Genomic DNA, 19,994 nt, shown 5'->3' on the forward strand with positions numbered 1-19,994 from the left:
ATAAATTCTACTTGTTTTGCAATTTTCCCTGCTTCTGAAAATACTCATTCTTCCTGAAGTTTAATTCAGTTGCTTTACTTGAAATTAAAGCTATCTGTTGTTGATTTAAATTGCCAAAACGCAATAAGTATTCTGCAAATTCTTTCATCCCTTAAAATTAGTAAAAATTATTTTTTGAGGATTTGTCATTTGGCAAAAAGCAACTAGAAGGATGTAATGATTTTTTTCTTGTTGATTAAGCTAATTATTTGCTTTTTTTTTAATCTTTTGGCTCCCATAGTTGGATTTTGTTTCCTTCTGCGTCAAGGATGTGCACAAATTTTCCATAATCATAGGTTTCAATCGTATCTACAATTGTTACACCTTCTTTTTTCAATTCCTCAACTAGGGTTTCCAAGTTTTCAACTCGATAGTTTACCATAAAATCCTTTGCAGATGGTTCAAAATATTTTGTTGTTTCTGCAAATGGCGTCCATTGTGTTTGTGCTTTTTTTGTGTTGTCAGCTCCTTCATACCAATCAAAAGTTGCACCATAAGGATTTGTTTCTAAGCCCAAATGTTTTTGATACCATTCGGTCATTTTTTTTGGGTCTTTGCATTTGAAAAATATGCCACCAATACCTGTTACTTTTTTCATTTCCGTTGTATTTTTACGTGTAAATATTTTTTTTGGTTTAAGCGAAGTTAATCTGGTATCATTTTTATTTGATTTTCTATTTGTTGGAAATATAAATCAATCAACCAGGTTTTTGATTGAATTTCAAATTCGAGCATGTTAAGGTTAAAATTGAATTAAGTATTTCTGCGAACATTCGTAGCTAGATTTAAATAAACTTAGTAAATATAAAACGCATTTGAAATCCTATTTATAAAAAAAAGCGCCCAGAATTTATCCGAGGCGCTCAAATTAACATTTGTGTGTTTGCAAATTATATTTTTCTTATCCTACCAGAACCAATTACAGTTTTTTCTACAGTTGCATTGCCAGAATAATTAATGTTACCCGAACCGCTAATAACTGCTTTAATGCTTTGTTCAGCTTTTATATTTACTGTGCCAGAACCACTCATAGTTGTCGATAAATCATTTACAGATAAATCTTTTCCAGAAAAATTGCCAGAACCACTAATTACAATCGTTGCTTCATCAGCAGAGCCGTTAATATTTAACTTACCAGAGCCACTAATAACGCTATTTAAATCATCAACATCTGCAGTAGTATTCACCGTTCCAGAGCCGCTTACCGTTACAGAAAGTGTTTTTGCTGATACATTTCCTTTAACACTCATAACGCCAGAACCGCTCATTGTTAAACTTTTAATATTTTTAGCAGTTACGTAAGCTGTTATTTTTTTGTTTTCGTATTTATGTTCCCAACTTGTCCAGCTGTTTTCAGGGCGAATAATTAATACGTTGCCTTTAACCTCAGTAATTAAAGTTGCAATGGCATTGGCATCACCTTCAAATCTGCAACTTTCGGTGTTGCCTAAAGTAATTATAACATTTATCGGACCGCCTGCGGCAACTCCATTAAAATTTCTAACGTCCCTATCGTCTTCTGCTTTTATCGAATTGTTTGATGGTAGGCTTGTATTAGCAAATGAATTATAACTTGCTGTAATTAATAGCGCAGCGCATAAAATTGAGAATATTTTTTTCATGGTATTAAAAATTATGCTTTTTTGTTTAAAACATTAAAGCGAATTTGATTATGGTTTTTTAATAAGACGACGGTTTTTTTTAAAAGTTGCATGGAGTTTAAATTATTATTCAAATATTTTGGACGTTGAAAAAAACATCATTGATTGCGTCTCTTTAGATCTTAACAAATTTTTAGCTCCATGTTTGAAAGCCAATGTATTTAATCCACTACCTTTTTTGTTGCAATGTAAAATAATGGGTCGTTTTTAAAATTATCTGCGTTAATGCTTGCATCAACCTTTATGGTTTTCCAATAGTTGGTAGGTTTAATTAAACTATAATTTCCAGTTTTCAGCGAAACTTTGACAGGCATATCGAAACCCTTAACATCCGTAACCCAACGATAAGAAAGCATACTGTTGTTAATTTTATACTCTAAAACAGGAATTTTGCTGTAGCGTAAATATTGGTCGAAAACCTTATCTAATTTTAAACCACTTTTACTCGCGATATAATTTTCTACTTCGGCGGTTGTTACTGTTTTATGATAAAAAGTTTCACTTATACCACGAAGAACCTGTCTAAATTTTTCATCGTTATTAACTAACTGGCGGATGGTATGAATTAAATTTGCTCCTTTATAATACATATCGCCTGAGCCTTCTTTATTTACACCATAGGGGCCAATAATTGGTGTTCGGTTACCTATGCTTTTTCTAATGCCAATTACATATTCATCAGCAGCTTGTTTATTTTCGCTGCATTCTGTAAAAAGTGTTTCAGAGTAATCTGTAAAACCTTCATGTACCCACATATCTGCAATATCTTTAGTGGTAATGCTGTTGCCAAACCATTCGTGCCCGCTTTCATGAACGGTTATATAATCCCATTTTAAGCCGTGGCCTGTACCACTTAAATCTCTGCCCAAATAGCCTTTTTTAAATTGATTTCCATAAGCAACGGCACTTTGATGTTCCATGCCTAAATGGGGAGCCTCAACTAATTTATAGCCATCTTTATACCATGGATAATGACCAAACCAGTATTCGAAACATTTAATCATGGGTTTTACATCAGCATCCCAATGCGGACGTGCTTTTGCACTATCAACTTTTAAAGCCCAAAAATCAAGGCTTAATTTTCCTGCTTCACCATCATAACTATCTGTCCAATGAGCATATTTGCCGATATAAAAAGTAACATCGTAATTGTTAATCGGGTTGCTTACAAACCAGTTATATTGTTTGTAGCCATCAGGTTTATCAACTGTGTTTCTTAATCTTCCGTTCGATATTTCCTGCAAATCCTTCGGTACGCTTATGCTGATTAACATGCTGTCAACTTCATCGCTTTGATGATCTTTATTTGGCCACCAAACGCTTGCACCTAAACCCTGGCATGCAACAGATACGAAAGGATTTTCGGCAGAATCTTTCTTGAAAATAAATCCACCATCCCAAGGTGGATTACGTGCTACAGTCGGATTGCCCGAGTAAAAAACTGTAAATTTATCTTTAGTTCCTTTTTTAATTGTTTTCGGGAAGCTTGTAAAAACAGCATTGTATTCTCTGGTGAAAGGTAATTCATTACCTTTATAAATTACTTTTTCAATCTTTAAATTTGAAAACAAATCGAATTGAAGCTTGGTAAAATCTTGCGTTGCTGTAAATACAAACTCATTACTTCCGCTTACTGATTTTTGTTCGAGGTCTATTTTAACATCTAAATGGTAATAGTTAATGTCGTAACAAGTTCGTAAAGGTGTCAGGCTTCCCCTAAGGCTATCGGCTCTTGAATTTACCTGGTTTTTGCCAAGCATTTGAGCGTATAAAGTTGATCCACTTAATGATATGACAAGGAGTAATAATATTTTTTTCATTAGATGGTTTATTACTTAATTACATCAACTTCAATAAAGCTGTCGTTAAATATGGTTTGAGTGGCTTTAATGTAATCGGCTTCGGTAGCTTTATATGGGTTTTCTACAAATTTTTGTGGGTTACGGGCAAATAAAGGGAAAGCAGTACTCTGCACCTGAATCATAATTCTATGTCCTTTTTTAAAGGTGTGTAAAACATCCTGTAATCTAAAATTAACATCAGTTTTCTGGTTTGCTACCAAAGCTTCGGGTTTTTCGAAACTGTTACGGAAACGGGCAGGCATAACTTCTGAGCGTACCATTTGCCAATAATTACTTAAAGTAATGTTCTTATTGGGCATGTAAGCATTGTTCGGTTCATCGGCAGGATAAACATCAATCAGTTTTACAATAAAATCTGCATCAGTTCCTGTAGTTGCAACTTTAAGGTGCGACATAATTTCGCCACCCAAAGTAATGTCATTATCTAAAATGTCGGTTTGGTAAACTAAAACATCTGGTCTGCGACCTGCAAAGCGCTGATCTTCGCTCATATAATTATGCGGTGTAAAACCCAGCGTTGTGGTTAAGTCTTCAGTATAAGGAACAGGTTTTAATGGGTCGCTGATGTAAGTTACAGAGCCTGCTGATGCGGGAGCAGTCATGCTTAACTTTCCATCTGCACTTAAATAAAGTTTTTGTTTAGTCGCTTTTTCCGTCGGCCATTTATCAAAAGTTTCCCAATCTTTTTTGCCTGTATCATACATATAGGCTTCGGGCAAGCCAGAATTTTTATCGCCATTACCTTTTAAGAAATGGTTAAAGAATTTTGCTTCGATGTTTTTTTGATAGAATGTTGCAATACTATCTCCAAAATAAACGTTACTGTGCATAGTGTGTCCGGTTTCTCGGCTCCATCTTCCATGCCCAAAAGGTCCCATCACAATTGTATTATATGCGTTCGGGTTTTTCTTTTCAATTGATTTATAAATGTTTAATGGTCCTGATAAATCTTCTGCATCATACCAACCACCAACTACCATTACTGCTGGTTTAACAGTATTATAATGTTTTAACAGACCGCGTTTTTGCCAAAATTCATCATAGTTTGGGTGGTTCACTGTTTCTTGCCAGAAAAAATTATCCTTATAATATTTATCAGCATTTGTTAGCGGACCTAAATCCAATGCAAACTGATAACCATCTTTAGTGTTTGGTTTAATGGTTTGCTTACCATACCATGCTGTAGTTTCTGGCTGTGTTTTTTGAACCCCAAACACAGGAAAAGTAAAGAAATAGCTTTGAAGAAATGATCCGTTGTGATGGAAATCATCAAAGAAAAAATCGGAAATTGGAGCTTGTGGCGACGAAGCTTTTAAAGCAGGATGGTTACTTAAAATACCTGCTGCGGTGTAAAAACCTGGGTAAGAAATTCCCCATTGACCAACCTTCCCGTTATTATTGGCAACATTTTTTACCAGCCAATCAATCGTATCGTAAGTATCAGAACCTTCATCAACATCAGTTTTTGCTTTTTTGTTATCAATAACCGGTGTCATGTTTGTAAAGGTACCTTCACTCTTATAACGGCCACGAACATCCTGCATCACTACGATATAACCTTCTTTCATCATCAAATCAGATGGGCCTAACTTTGAAGGAAATTTATCTTCGCCATAAGGTGCAATGCTATAACAAGTCCTCTGCATAATCATCGGATATTTTTTGTCTTTCGCAGCATCTTTTGGCGTGTAAATGGCTGTAAACAGTTTCACCCCATCTCGCATGGTAATGTAGATTTCTTTTTTAGTGAAATTTTCTTTCGTGTAACTGCTATTGGTTTGGGCAAAGCTCGCCGTAGCAGATAAAAGGAATACTGATAATATAACTTTGAAGTATTTCATATTGATTTATTTTAAAACAGATAGGATGATGTAAGAACTGTTTGATGTATCGTGGTAAATTTTATGCGTTGCTTTTTGGAAATCACCCGGTTCTGCCTGGTAAATATCCATGAATTTTTGCGGATTTCTATCGGCTAGTGGAAACCATGAATTTTGAATTTGAACCATAATTTTGTGCCCTTTTTTAAAAGTGTGTGCAACATCAGGTAAAGCATAATTAACTTTTGTTATTGCCGCTGATACAAAAGGCTCGGGTTTTTCGAAGCTATTTCGATATTTTCCGCGAAGTATTTCACCACGAACCAGCATTTCATAACCTCCCATTATTATATTATTTGGATTAGGGATAGGATTTGGAGCATCTTCTGGATAAACGTCTATCAATTTAACCACATAATCGGCATCTGTTCCTGTTGTAGAAACCACAAGATTTGCTAAAACAGGGCCTGTTAAAGTAATGTCTTCATTTAGTGCATCGGTTTGATAGGTTTTTACATCTGGCCTGCGGGCAGCAAAGCGCTGATCGTCTATCATATATTCTCGGGTACGCCTCGTTTGTACGCCATCTTGGTAAGGCACCGGATTATTGGGGTCGCTAACATATTCATCCCAGCTATCGGTTCTGCCAACTTTCTCAAAAGCTAGTTTTCCGTTAGGTTGTAAATACAGATTTTTTGTTTCTACATCTTTAGGCGGCCACGCGCTAAACTTTTTCCATTCGTTGCTTCCTGTTACAAAAATATTTGCTTCTGCAGCATTAAAATCGCCTTCGCCTTTTAAATAATGTTTAAAAAATGGCAGTTCGAATTGCTGTTGGTAATCGATGCTTGTGGTTTTACCGAAATTAATATCTCCAAAAGATGAGCCGTCGCTACGAACCCAGCCGCCGTGAAACCAAGGCCCGGCAACTAAAATATTGTTTGCACTGGGATTTTGTTTTTCTATGGCCTTGTAAGTTGCAAAAGTTCCGTAAGCATCTTCAGCATCGAAAAAACCACCAACAACCATAACAGCAGGTTTTACATTTGTTAAATGTGGAAGTATGAATCGTGCTTTCCAGAAAGTATCTAAATTAGGGTGTTTAGTTAAATCATTCCAGAATTTAATGCTGTCTGCAAAATATTTATCTTTTAAATTTTTAACTGAACCAGCTTCTAAGTAAAATCGGTAATTATCCTGAATAGGAAATTTAAAGCCTTTAGGACCTTTATCTGGTGTAATTGGCTTTGGTCTTGGAACACCGAACCCACTCATAAAACTGAAAGCATCCATTAAAAACAATGAGCCTCCGTGATGAAAATCATCGCCAATAAACCAATCAGTTACTGGAGCTTGAGGCGAAACTGCTTTTAAAGCCGGGTGCGAATTTGGTAACGATGTGGTAGAGTAAAAACCCGGATATGAAATGCCATAAATACCAGCGTTACCATTATTGTTTTTAACGTTTTTGATCAGCCAGTCAATTGTATCATAAGTATCGGTGCTTTCATCAATGTCTTTTTTGCCTTTTTTCAAAGTCTGCGGGCGAATATCCTCAAATGTTCCCTCGCTCATCCATCTTCCGCGAACATCCTGATAAACAAAAATAAAGCCTTCGCGCATCATCGCAGGGAAATTTCCTAAACTGAGTTTGTACTTATCCTCGCCGTAAGGTGCTACGGTATAAGGTGTTCTATTAATTAAGAAGGGGTATTTTTTGGATTGATTTTTGGGTATATAAATTGAAGTGAAAAGTTTAACGCCATCCCGCATTGGTATTTTACGTTCTATTTTTGTGTAATTTTCTCTTACGTAAGCCGAATCGGATTGCTGAGCCATTAAACTGCTGGATACAAACAGACAAATTAATAGGCCTAAAATTTTACAAGGGTTCATTTTTGAGGTTGATTTTTAGGAATAAAATTTAAATATAGGGTTTATCAGAATTGAATAGAAAAAACATCTGGTAAAAGGTTTGTTAAGATGTAAAATACATTGATAGTCATTCCATTATCAAAATTTAGTTAAATTAAAATTGTTAGATAATCTTTTATAGATTTTTCTCGTCTTATATATAATTGTTTTAAACACAAAAAAATGAAAAGGTTATTAAATAAAACATTAGTTGTTTTTGCGGCAGCAGCTGTGATGGCAACATTAGCTGTTGACAGTGCTTCAGCTCAAAGACCAAGCAGAGGCGGCGGTGGTGGTAGCATTGGTGGAGGAGGAGGTCGTTCTAGCTCTGTATCACCCTCAAGAGGTGGCGGCTTTAGGCAACCATCTGCTCAAGCGCCTTCATCAAACAATAGGATTTCTCAAGCACCAAATCGTAGTGGCTTTAATAATTCGCAGGGTGGTCGTTACAGTTCTGGAAGACCCGAACGTCCAGGATATCGTCCTAATAATGGCTACAGACCAGGTGTTGGATACAACAGACCTGGGTATGCTTATCGTCCGGGTTTTGGTTATCGTTCAGGATTTAGAAATAGAGCATATTACGGTTACTATAATTATTATAGACCATTCATTGGCTTTCGCTTAAATGTTTTGCCATTTGGTTATTATCCATTTTATTATGGGCAAGACCAGTTTTATTATTCAGGCGGGCTGTTTTACCGTCAGTATGAAAACAATTATCAAGTTGTTGTTCCGCCTGTGGGTGCCGAAGTGCCAAATTTACCATCTGAAGCAGAATTGGTTACGATTGATGGTGTAGATTATTACGAGTATAAAGGCATTTATTACACGCAAGGAACTGATAAGGATGGTAAAACAGTTTATATTGTTGCTGGTAAAGATGGGGTTTTAAATACAACTGATGGTCCGATTGATACACACCAAATTGGTGATATTATCAATGTATTGCCAGAAGGATGCAGGGAAGTTACCATTAAAAATGAGAAATATTTTGTTTCCCCTGATGATGTTTATTATGAAGAGGTTATAAGTGGAAACACTACAAGTTACCGTGTTATTGGTAAATTATATTAGTATTTTTTTAAAATAGATGAAGCCGCTTTGATTTTTATTAAAGCGGCTTTTTTGTTTTCATAAGTTGCTAGTCGTTTTCAAAAATCTATTCTGCGTTATCTGCGGGACAATATTTTAAATAGCCCAAATAGATTGGCAAATTTTACAAAATTATTGTTTGGCTAAAGAATTCCCGCTAATCTCACGGATCTCCGCAGAATTAAAATTATTCATTCATTATTTCCTTCAACATTTTAAATACTTTTACCAAAAAACTATTTCAATTTGAAAAGAGCATCACATAAAATTTCTTTTATCTATTTATGCTTTATTTTATTGTTGGCTTCTTGTTCGTCAACACGAAATATATCAAAGCAAGCAGAAACATCAGTTTCATCTATCAAGTTTTTGGATGAATATATTTTGTCTCAAAATGTTACTTTTCAAAATACATTGGTTGGTGGTTTATCTGGAATTGATTATGATGTAAAGAACGACCAATACTTTTTAATTAGCGATGACCCATCACAATATAGTCCGGCGAGAGTTTATACAGCAAAAATTGATATTAAAGAGCATAAAATTGATACGGTTAAATTTACTGGCGTTACATCAATTTTGCAGAAAAACGGACAGCAATATCCAAAGTACCAATATGGCAAAAACTCTAAAGCTGATGGAGAATCAGTACGTTTCGACCCAACACGAAACCAATTAGTATGGAGTAATGAAGGCGAAAGATTATGCAGGTCAGCGGATACAACAATTGTACAGCCAGCTTTAACTTTTATATCTCCTCAAGGAAAATTTTTAGATACGGTTCCGCTGCCTAAAGGATTTGAAATTACTAAAAAGGATTATGGTGTGCGTAAAAATGCCTTTTTTGAAGGCTTAAGTTATGCGGATAATTATAAATCGCTGTATGCAAGTTTAGAAGAGCCACTTTATCAAGATGGAAAGCAAGCTGCATTCGGCTTCGCTGGAGCCGTAACCCGGATTTCTAAATTTGATGTTGATAGTAAAAGAAATATAGCGCAATACGCTTATAATTTGGGTGAGTTGCCAGTAAATCCAACTTCAGCAAGCGATTGGAATTTAAATGGCATTTCAGAGATTTTGGCAATTAATAACCATAGGCTTCTAATTATGGAGCGGGCTTGGGCAAAAGGGCATAACGATCATACTTTTATAAAACTCTATCTTGTAGATTTAAATGGAGCAGAAAATGAAATAAATAACCCATCGTTTATACAAGATCCTCCAAAACCATTAAAAAAGAAGTTGCTTTTTGATTTTGATGTATTAAATATCCATATCGATAATTTTGAAGGTATAACTTTTGGTCCCAATTTACCTAATGGCCATAAGACCTTAATTTTCTGTGTAGATAATAATTTCTCTAAAATGCAAGTACAGCAGTTTTTTCTTTTTGAGGTAATGCCGTAAATCAGTTTGCAGTTGACAATTTTCAGTTTGTAGTACAGCGTTTGCAGTTCTTAGTTCTGTTCAGATTGCTGAAATTTTACTGCATCATGTCTTTCATCTTCAACCTTGCACCTTTCACCTTCAACCTTTTTTCCCTACCTTTGGCCAATCAAAATCAATAAGAAATTATGCAATACGATGTCGTTGTTATCGGTTCAGGGCCGGGCGGTTATGTTGGCGCAATCCGTTGTGCTCAGTTAGGATTAAAAACCGCAGTTATAGAAAAATATAAAACTTTTGGAGGTACTTGCTTAAATGTTGGCTGTATTCCATCAAAAGCTTTATTAGATTCATCAGAACATTTCCATAACGCGGCTCATACGTTTGCTACTCATGGTATCGATTTAAAAAACCTTAAAGTAAACATGCCGCAAATGATTGCTCGTAAAGACGACGTTGTTGCTCAAAATACTGCTGGTATTACTTATTTATTTAAGAAAAATAAAATCGATTCTTACGAAGGTCTTGGTTCTTTTGTAGATAAGAATACCATTCTAGTTACCAAAACAGATGGTTCTACAGAAACACTAACAGCTAAAAACGTTATCATAGCTACTGGTTCAAAACCAACAACACTGCCATTTTTGCCAATCGATAAAAAACGAATTATCACTTCAACAGAAGCTTTAAATATTAAAGAAGTTCCAAAATCAATGGTTGTTATTGGTGGTGGTGTTATTGGTTTGGAGTTAGGATCCGTTTACGCCCGCCTGGGTACAAAAGTTTCTGTAATCGAATTTTTGCCTTCCATCATCGCAACAATGGATGCCAGTTTGGGTAAAGAACTTCAACGCGTTTTGAAGAAAAACTTAGGTATGGAGTTTTACATGAACCACAAAGTAACCGGTGCTACTGCAAAAGGTAAAATCGTAACCGTAACTGCAGAAAACGCAAAAGGCGAAGCCATAAATTTCGATGCAGATTATTGTATCGTGGCCGTTGGTCGTACAGCTTACAGCGAAGATTTGGGTTTAGATAAAATCGGAATTACCATTGAAGAAAGAGGTAAAAAAATCCCGGTAAATGAACATTTAGAAACTTCGGTTCCTGGGGTTTATGCAATTGGCGATGTAATTACCGGTGCCATGTTGGCCCACAAGGCTGAAGATGAAGGAACTTATGTTGCCGAAACCATCGCCGGACAAAAACCACACATCAATTATAATTTAATCCCAGGAGTAGTTTATACCTGGCCTGAAGTTGCATCTGTTGGCTTAACAGAAGAGCAATTGAAAGAAAAAGGCACAAAATACAAATCGGGTTCATTTCCTTTCAAAGCCAGTGGAAGAGCTAAAGCAAGCATGGATACTGATGGTTTCATTAAAGTATTAGCTGATGCAGCTACAGATGAAGTTTTAGGTGTACACATGATTGGTCCACGTGCTGCGGATATGATTGCAGAAGCTGTTCTTGCTATGGAGTTCCGTGCATCTGCGGAAGATATTGCCCGTACAAGCCATGCGCACCCAACCTTTACAGAAGCTTTCAAAGAGGCTGCATTAGCTGCTACTGATAATAGGGCTATACATATTTAATAAACAAAAACGTCATGCTGAACTTGTTTCAGAACTTCTCTCAATAAGAATAGGCTGTTTTATAAATCAAATTACTCTTTGAATATTGTCATGCTGAGCCTGTCGGAACGCTTAAAATAATGTTTTATAAGTCCTTAGACAGGATCAGGATGACAGTTCGTATGGATGAGACAGTCTCTTTCTTACTAAAGTTTTTTGGGCATGCCCCAAGCTGCGCAAGGGTCGGGCTATCCGTTACAATCTTTTTTGAAGAAAAATCAAAAAGGATTTTCACTGCTATCCCTCATGCAAAAGCCAAGAACAAAAAAAATCGAAACATTTTTTCAGCCGTTCCTTTCAGCTTAATCTCTATTTCTTAATTCCTTAACAAAAAGATAACAGTAAATGGATAAAAATCAGCGTTGCTGAATTATATTTTTGCGATTCAGATATTACAAAAAACCATGAACCCTAAAAAATTGTTTAGCGCTTTGTTAATCGCTTCTGTTGCATTTACAGCTTGCAAAAAATCAGATAATCCAATTGAAGACCCTTCAGAAACCATCATCCCAGAAAACATTTCTAGTTTTAAAGAAATTGCTATGATAGATTTGGGTGGAGTAACTTCAGCAGAAATATCTGCTTACGATCCTTCAACCAAAAAACTTTTTGTTGTTAGCAATGATGGCGGTACAAAAGTAGAAGTGATAGATTTAAGTGCTTATCCAACACTTACCAAATCTAGAACACTTACTTTTCCTACAAATGCAGGCATAAATAGTGTTGCAGTTAGTAATGGATTATTGGCTATTGCATTGGATGGAGTAACCAAGCAATCTAACGGCGATATCGTTGTTCTTAAAACAACCACTTTAGAAGAAGTGAAAAAAATTAGCGTTGGCGCAATGCCAGATATGGTAACTTTTAGTCCGGATGGCAATTACATTATAAGCGCAAATGAAGGAGAACCTAACGATGAATATACAATCGATCCAGTAGGTTCTGTTTCTGTTATCAATGTTAAGTCTAATTATACAGTTAAAACTTTAGATTTCTCTGGATTTGAAAGTTCAAAAACTTCACTTGTTGCTGCGGGTTTAAGAATTTACGGACCAAAAGCAACTTTTGCACAAGATATAGAACCTGAATATGTAGCTGTTTCAACAGATTCTAAAAAGGCTTACATTACCCTGCAAGAAAATAATGCAGTTGCCGAACTTGATGTTGTTGCAGGTACATTAACCAAAATTATGCCTTTAGGGATAAGAGATATTAGTCTTGCAGATAATGCTTTTGATGTAAGTGATTTGGATGGAAAAATACAACTTGGTGTTTGGCCAATTAAAGCTTTTTACTTGCCAGATGCAATTTCTTATTTTTCTGCTAATGGTTCCAATTATTTAGCCTTGGCCAATGAAGGTGATACCCGTGCCTGGAAAGGTTATGATGAAGAAGGAAGAGTTAAGAGTTTAAATTTAGATCCAACCAGGTTTCCAACTGCTTCAACGCTTAAATTAGATGCTAACCTTGGTAGATTAACCGTAACAAAGGCTTTTGGTGATACCGATGGTGATGGTGATTACGATGAATTGTATTCAACAGGCGGACGTAGCATGAGCATTATTAATGCAAATACCGGGCAATTAATTGCCAATGTTGGTAAAGATTTAGAGCAAAGGGTAATTGATGCTGGCAAATATGATGATACCCGTTCAGACAATAAAGGTGTTGAAGTTGAAGGTGTTACAGTTGCGCAAGTGAATGGAAAAACCTTAGCTTTTATAGGAATGGAAAGGGTAGATATGGTTGCTGTTTATGATGTAAGCATACCCGAATCTCCAAAGTTTGTTCAGTTGTTTTCCACCGGAGATGCACCTGAAGGTTTAATGTTTGTTAAACCTAAAGATAGTCCTAACGGACGCAGTTTGCTTATTGTTTCAAGCGAAGATGATGGAACGGTTAGGTTTTATCAGCCAGATAAAGCTTAAAATTGATAAATAATATTTAAAGAGGCTCCTATTTTATTCATAGGTGCCTCTTTTTGCTTTAATAATTATTTACAAATGATATTTTTGTCTTTCTATTTTCAATAGATTTAAAGACCTTTGCAGAACAACCTCGTTCATATTAATATCGTATTTTGGAAGACTTTAAAGCAAATCGGGAAATAATAAATCAAGCAGTAGATAAACCTGTAATAGCGCAAAGCAGTCCAAATAGAACTCGCCTGGCAGTATCCTTATTTTATTTCGGGCAAGGAATTGCATTTGCTTCCTGGGCAAGCCGTATTCCTGATATTAAGCACACATTGAATTTATCTGATGGTGCATTGGGTAGTATTTTACTTGCATTACCACTTGGTCAATTGATTACGATGCCAATTTCCGGTAGATTAGTTACTAAGTATGGAAGTAAAATAATTCTTACCATTACCGCTCCATTATATGTTTTGGCACTAAGCAATTTGGGTTTGGCCACAGCTCCATGGCATTTGGCTGCTTTTCTATTTCTTTTCGGTGTAATAGGGAATATGTGCAATATAGCCGTAAACACGCAAGGTGTAGAAGCCGAAAAATTATTTACTAAACCAATAATGACTTCTTTTCACGGGGCATGGAGTATTGCTGGTTTTTCAGGGGCTTTGGTTGGACTGCTCATGGTTAATCTTCATGTCATTCCATATTATCATTTTTGGATTATTGTTGCCTTAATATGGATAAATGTTTTCTTTAATTATAAACACCTTGTGCCGGGGAAGGGTGCGCAAACAGAAAGAAAACCAAAGCTCTTTATTAAACCTGAGGGTGTTTTATTGCAGTTGGGAATTATAGGTTTTTGTAGCATGGCTACTGAAGGAGCAATGTTCGATTGGAGTGGGGTTTACTTTAAGGAGATCGTAAAAGCGCCATCATCTTTAGTAATTTTAGGCTATGCTTCTTTTATGGTAATGATGGCAACAGGACGTTTTGTTGGCGATACAATCATTGCCAGGCTAGGGCGGAAACGCACCATCCAATTTAGCGGAATTATTATTTCAACTGGAATGTTTATTTCTGTGTTTTTTCCTTTTGTTGTTACGGCAACTCTTGGTTTTATGCTTGTGGGGTTAGGCGTTTCGAGTATTGTACCAACTGTTTACAGCGTGGCAGGTAAAAATGGAAAAATAGCTCCTGGTATGGCGATTGCTATGGTTTCAAGTGTAAGTTATCTTGGCTTTTTAATGGGGCCACCCATAATCGGCTACATTTCGGCCTTATCGAGTTTGCAATATTCTTATGCGGTAATAGGTTGCTTTGGGCTTTTTGTAAGCTTTTTGGTTACCAAAATAAAAGCAATTGCATAATCATTCAGGTTTTTTAATAAGATTATGCTCTTTTAGTGCGGCTATCGCAAGCTCTATTAACCTTAAGTTTTCTTCTAAATGGCCATGTTGCACTTCTACATTTATATATGGAAGATCATTTTGCATGGCATAAACAGATAAAGAACCATCATTTTCTACAAATTTAGATTGAAGCATCACGTTTACATTTGCCTTTTTCAAGCTGTTAAAAAGCTTTAAATCAGTTACGTAAAGCATGTCGTCGCCATCCATTTCAAAATTAATATAAACAGAATCAGCAGCGCTTGATAAATCGTAACCAGGCAGGTAAGATGAAATTCCAAAACCACCATCGCCATTATTGTGTAAAGTTAAAATGTAACCTAAAGATTTTGGGTCATAGAAGTCTATAATCTGTTTTCCGGCAGCGTTTAAAGCTTTTTCGACTTCGCCTGAGCTGAATTCGTCTTTTTTTAATCTCGTGTTGATGCCTCTTTCGGTGTAAATTGCATTTGGGTCGATGCGGTAAATATCATCCATATAACTGAAATTATAATCGCGAACGCCGCCATATTGGCTATCAATAATTTCTCCACCATTCCAACGAATATAATCAAAACCTGCTTTAACTCCAGTATCTTCATTATCGTGAACCACTAGAAAACGAATACCATTTGGCTTGTAACTATATTTAACCAGGGTAATGTCTAAATCGTAAATTTTTATAAAAGAAGAATCACTTTTCATGGCATCGAAAATGGGTGGATGCTGAGCATGAGTAACTAAAACGATAAGTGCCAGAATTATTTGAGGGATAATTTTAAACATATGCTCTAATATACAAGAATTGGCTATTATTTGTTTCGACTGTGGATTTTTATTCTAAATATTTATTTTAAAAATTGACTAAAATAAAAAAGCTGCCCTTGGGTAAAGGCAGCTTAATTTGATTGTTAATCCTGAAATGTTGTATTAGTGTGTTGCGTCTATATCGTATTCTAAAACGTCTTTATGGTCATAGGGTTCTTCCAGTAATTCATCTATTGTTTTACCTTTTTTGTTGAAACCTAGTTTCTCTAACATCATATCAAAAATTAGATATACCACCGGTACAACAATTAAAGTTAAGAATAACGAACTTGTTAAACCACCAACAATTACCCATGCCAAACCGTTTTTCCATTCTGCACCTGCACCACTCGCCAATGCAATTGGAAGCATACCAAAAATCATGGCAATGGTTGTCATTAGAATTGGACGTAAACGAGCATGGTTAGCTAAAATTAATGCTTCAATAGTCGATTTTCCTTCAGCTTTCATGTTGTTTGTAAAATCGACAAGAATAATCGCATTCTTTGCCACCAAACCCATTAACATAATAAAACCTAATATGGTGAAAATACCGATTGAGTTGTTTGTTAAGGCCAATGCTAAGAAAGCTCCAATTAATGCCAGAGGCAATGAGAACATCACCACAAATGGATATACAAAACTATCATATAGAGCTACCATAATTAGGTAAACCAAAATTAAGGCTGCCAGCAATGCAATGCCTAAAGTACCAAAACCTTCAGCCTGGTTTTCTTCATCTCCACCCCAAGTATAACTTACCCCAACAGGCGCTTTCAATTTGCCATTCTTTTGTAGTTCTATTAATTTAGCTTTGAAATCGCCAACAATTGTTCCTGTAGGGCGACCAATAGATTGTGCCTGAACAGATACAGAAGTCGATTTGTTAAAACGTTCTAACTGACTTGGGCCTGAACCTTCGGTAATGTTTGCAAATTGAGATAACTTAATCTGCGCACCTTTATCATTTACAAAAATCAGATTACGTACATCATCAATATCTTTTCTGTTGAAATCCTGATACTGGATGTTAATGTCGTATTCGTATTCGCCTTTTCTATATTTACCATCAGTATTACCTGCGAAAGCAGTTTGCATAGTAGAACCTACAGTTGAAAGGGTTAGGCCAACAGCTGACATTTTATCACGATCTACCTGAACATTAATTTCAGGAGTTCCTTTTTCTACAGAAAGTTTTATCTCTGTTGCTCCTGGAATTGATGCCAAAACTTTCTTAGCACCTTCTGCATATTTTAAAGCACTATCTAAATTAGAGCCCATTACTACTAAACTAATAGGCGCATTCTCAGCGATACCCAAAATACTAATCGGTACGGTTTTAACTTTTGCTCCAACCAATACTTTAGCTAAAGCACGACTCATTTTTGTAGCGAATACATCAGATGACATACCTTCGCGTTTATCCCGATCAACTAACTTTACGTTAATCTCTGATTTATATGCTGTTGCCTGAGTTCCGCCAAAGTCACCACTGGCCTGGCCAACTGTTGTAATTAATTGTGTAATTTCAGGTTGTTTATCTAAGAAAGCTTCAGCCTTTTGTGTGTAGAAATTCGTTTGCTCTAAAGGTGCATCCTTAGGTAATTCAATCTGTACTAAGAACTCTCCCTTATCCGATTTAGGGAAAAACTCTGAACCGATGAAACCAGCTCCAGCTAACCACATTGCCGCCACGAATAATACAACAACTGCTAAAATGGTACGTCTTTTATGGTTTAACGACCAGGTTAAAATACTTGTAATCCAAACGGTGAATTTTTTAAGCTGTTTTTCGAACCATAAAATGAAACGACCAAATATGTTTTTGCCTTCAATATGTTCTAACTTTCCAAATCTTGAAAAAAGTAAAGGTACAATTGTAAATGAAGCCACCAATGAAAGTAAGGTTGCTATAATTACAACCACACAGAATTGACGTAAAATGTTAGAAACCAATCCCGAACTGATTGCAATTGGGAAGAATACCACCACAATAACCATCGTAATCGATATAACGGTGAACCCAATTTCTCTAGTTGCATCAGAAGCTGCTCTAACCTTATTTTTACCCATCTCCATGTGTCGCTGGATATTTTCCAGTACCACAATCGCATCATCCACCAGAATACCTACCACGAGAGATAAGCCTAATAAAGACATTAAGTTTAAGGTATAACCAAACAAACTAATACCAATAAAAGTTGCAATTAAAGATGCCGGGATAGATACCATTACAATTAACGCATTACGCAAACTGTGCAAGAAAAACAGCATTACAAATGCAACCAAAATAACCGCAAGAATTAAATCGTGTATTACCGCATCTGCCGATTCTAATGTAAAAATCGAACTATCGTTAACAATTTTAATATCAAGCTTATTGCCTGCATACTCTGTTTTAAGCTTAGCAATGATGGCGTGAACGCCTTCACTCACTTTTACTGCATTCGCATCACTCTGTTTAATTATTTGAATGGCAATTGATGACTGACGATTAATACGAGCGAGTTTCTCGGTTTCTTTTTTCGAATCCTGAACGTCGCCTACATCGCCTAAACGAATTTGAGCACCGTCTTTAGATGTTGTTATTACTAAATTTCTTAATTCATCAATGCTTCTATACTTACCTGATAAACGGATTAAAACGTCTTGATTCTGAGTTTTAACACTTCCGGTAGGGAAATCTAAGTTAGAGCTCAAAATCATTTGCTGTACTTGAGGAACAGAAAGATTATAGCCTTGTAATTTAGCTGCATCTAATGCAACCTGAATTTCACGCTCAGAACCACCAACTAAGTTTACTTGTGCAATACCACTTACCCTCGAAATTACCGGAGCGATTCTTTGGTCGATTAAATCATAGAAACTAACGTCATCCATGTTTGCCGAAGCCGTCATGGTTATAACCGGCAAATCATCCAGCGAGAACTTACTAAGTGAGGGTGTTTTTACATCATCAGGCAAATCAGAAAGGATGGCATTAACTTTACGTTGCGCATCGTTCAATGAAATATCGATGTTTGCTGCATCTGTTAAAGTAATTGTTACAACAGATAAACTCTCATAAGAAACAGCATTTAGTTTCTTGATATTTTCCATCGATGATACGGCGTCTTCAATTTTTTTGGTTACCGTGTTTTCAACCTCTGCCGGCGATGCACCAGGATAAATGGTTGATATAGATACTACGTTGTTCGAGAATTTAGGAAGTAATTCATAACCCAACGAAAAGTAACTTAACAGCCCAAGTAGCGTAAGTGCGGTAAAAACCACAATTACCAGCGAGGGTCTTTTTATAGATATGTCTGTTATCTTCATTTTAATTTTTTATTGCGATTGAAGTAAAATTGTCCTTCGACAGGCTCAGGATGACAATCTGCAAACTGAGTATTATAAACAGAATTATTTTACGATACTAACAGCAGTGCCCTCAGCCAGGTTGATTTGTCCGCTGGTAATTACAGTTTCACCTTCAGTCAATCCATTAATAACTTCTACGTTATCGCCTAAAATTCTACCTGTAACAACTTTTCTTATTTTAGAAGTGTTGTTCGATTTATCATAGATAAAAAGTTGGTTACTACTTACACTACCAACAAAAGAGGTACGTGGTACAAGGATGCTTGGCGCTTGTTTAGGGAAATTAAATACAGCCGTTCCATACATACCGGCTCTTAAGCTGTTTTTTGTATTGTTAGATACTTCAATTTCAATTGGGAAGTTTAATGTTGCATCAGCTTTTGCTGCAATGAAAGTAACTTTTCCTGAGAATTTTTCGTCGGGAAAAATGGATGATTTAATGTCAATTTTGTCGCCAATTTTTAAACTTGCAACCTGCGATTCATTGACATTAACTTTAAGCTTTAGTTTAGAAACATCAACAATTTCGAATAACTGTGTTCCTTGAGCAGTAACAAAAGCACCAACTTCAATGTAGCGTTTATTTACTATCCCATTTATTGGCGATTTTATATTAGCATCGCTTAACTTTCTTTGTGAAGCTTGTAAACGAAGCTTTGCATTTTGCGTTGCCAATTTTGCTTGGTCTAGCTGTTGTTGTGTAACGCCACCTGTTTCGTAAGAGCTTTGGTATCTCGCCTCATCTCTTTTAGCATTTTGATAAGAAGCTTCAGCAGTTTCTCTGTCGGTATTTATAATTTCAGCATCAATACGAGCTAAAAGTTGTCCTTTACTTACGCGAGCACCTTCATCAACATAAATTGCTTTTACACGACCAGCATTTTCAGATAAGAAGTTTAATTCTTGTTTAGGAACAAAGTTTCCGTTTGCAACAAAATCCAAATCAACAACTTTTTTCTCTACAGTAGCAACACGAACAGCAACGGCTCCGCCACCTTCAGCTATGAATGCGGTTTTCGCTTCGTTCTTCTTTTTATTGTTGCTTAAAACATAAGCTATTGCGCCCAAGGCAACAACAATTACGATTATTATGGTAATTATTCTTTTCATTT

General features: G+C 36.0%; 14 protein-coding genes. 5 read left to right on the forward strand and 9 right to left on the reverse strand.

Annotation, left to right across the window (positions count from 1 at the left end):
• Window positions 1-7: 7 nt before the first annotated feature.
• The 6 genes from IEV50_RS19850 to IEV50_RS15270 form a co-directional block, all read right to left on the reverse strand.
• Window positions 8-148 carry a hypothetical protein gene (locus tag IEV50_RS19850; RefSeq protein WP_308785482.1) on the reverse strand — a complete coding sequence of 47 codons (141 nt, stop codon included), beginning with the start codon at window positions 146-148 and terminating at the stop codon, window positions 8-10.
• Between the two features lie 111 nt (window positions 149-259).
• The gene (locus tag IEV50_RS15250; protein WP_188415925.1) at window positions 260-637 is read right to left on the reverse strand and encodes a VOC family protein; all 378 of its coding nucleotides are present in this window, start codon (window positions 635-637) and stop codon (window positions 260-262) included.
• A gap of 292 nt (window positions 638-929) precedes the next feature.
• Window positions 930-1,661: a head GIN domain-containing protein gene (locus IEV50_RS15255; RefSeq protein WP_188415927.1), complete on the reverse strand. Its 732-nt coding sequence runs from the start codon at window positions 1,659-1,661 to the stop codon at window positions 930-932.
• Between the two features lie 200 nt (window positions 1,662-1,861).
• A complete protein-coding gene (locus tag IEV50_RS15260; protein ID WP_188415929.1) occupies window positions 1,862-3,520 on the reverse strand; it encodes a M1 family metallopeptidase in 1,659 nt (552 codons plus the stop codon).
• An 11-nt stretch (window positions 3,521-3,531) separates the two neighbouring features.
• Window positions 3,532-5,403, reverse strand: a complete 1,872-nt coding sequence (locus tag IEV50_RS15265; protein WP_188415931.1) for a CocE/NonD family hydrolase — start codon at window positions 5,401-5,403, stop codon at window positions 3,532-3,534.
• Between the two features lie 6 nt (window positions 5,404-5,409).
• On the reverse strand, window positions 5,410-7,278 hold the full coding sequence (locus tag IEV50_RS15270; RefSeq protein WP_188415933.1) for a CocE/NonD family hydrolase: 1,869 nt from the start codon (window positions 7,276-7,278) through the stop codon (window positions 5,410-5,412).
• 201 nt (window positions 7,279-7,479) lie between these two features.
• On the opposite strand from IEV50_RS15270, the gene IEV50_RS15275 reads away from it, so the two are divergent.
• The 5 genes from IEV50_RS15275 (at window position 7,480) to IEV50_RS15295 (ending at window position 14,694) form a co-directional block, all read left to right on the forward strand.
• Window positions 7,480-8,373, forward strand: a complete 894-nt coding sequence (locus IEV50_RS15275; RefSeq protein ID WP_188415935.1) for a DUF6515 family protein — start codon at window positions 7,480-7,482, stop codon at window positions 8,371-8,373.
• 264 nt (window positions 8,374-8,637) lie between these two features.
• Window positions 8,638-9,798, forward strand: coding sequence for an esterase-like activity of phytase family protein (locus tag IEV50_RS15280; protein ID WP_188415937.1), 1,161 nt, complete (start codon window positions 8,638-8,640; stop codon window positions 9,796-9,798).
• Window positions 9,799-9,965: 167 nt separating this feature from the next.
• Complete coding sequence (gene lpdA / locus IEV50_RS15285; protein ID WP_188415939.1) at window positions 9,966-11,372, forward strand: dihydrolipoyl dehydrogenase; 1,407 nt, start codon at window positions 9,966-9,968, stop codon at window positions 11,370-11,372.
• A 443-nt stretch (window positions 11,373-11,815) separates the two neighbouring features.
• Entirely contained in the window at window positions 11,816-13,339 is a 1,524-nt protein-coding gene (locus tag IEV50_RS15290; RefSeq protein ID WP_188415941.1) for a choice-of-anchor I family protein, read from the forward strand.
• Window positions 13,340-13,491: 152 nt separating this feature from the next.
• Window positions 13,492-14,694 (forward strand): MFS transporter, encoded by a 1,203-nt coding sequence (locus IEV50_RS15295; protein ID WP_188415943.1) that lies wholly within the window; start codon window positions 13,492-13,494, stop codon window positions 14,692-14,694.
• Here the strand turns inward: IEV50_RS15295 and IEV50_RS15300 are convergent, their stop codons facing one another.
• From IEV50_RS15300 to IEV50_RS15310, 3 genes are all read right to left on the reverse strand, one after another.
• Window positions 14,695-15,501, reverse strand: coding sequence for a hypothetical protein (locus tag IEV50_RS15300; protein ID WP_188415945.1), 807 nt, complete (start codon window positions 15,499-15,501; stop codon window positions 14,695-14,697).
• Window positions 15,502-15,645: 144 nt separating this feature from the next.
• Window positions 15,646-18,840, reverse strand: a complete 3,195-nt coding sequence (locus IEV50_RS15305) for an efflux RND transporter permease subunit (protein WP_188415947.1) — start codon at window positions 18,838-18,840, stop codon at window positions 15,646-15,648.
• Between the two features lie 84 nt (window positions 18,841-18,924).
• Window positions 18,925-19,992, reverse strand: a complete 1,068-nt coding sequence (locus IEV50_RS15310; RefSeq protein WP_188415949.1) for an efflux RND transporter periplasmic adaptor subunit — start codon at window positions 19,990-19,992, stop codon at window positions 18,925-18,927.
• Window positions 19,993-19,994 lie beyond the last annotated feature (2 nt).

The organism is Pedobacter mendelii (genome assembly GCF_014635725.1).
GTDB classification, from domain to species: Bacteria; Bacteroidota; Bacteroidia; order Sphingobacteriales; family Sphingobacteriaceae; genus Pedobacter; species Pedobacter mendelii.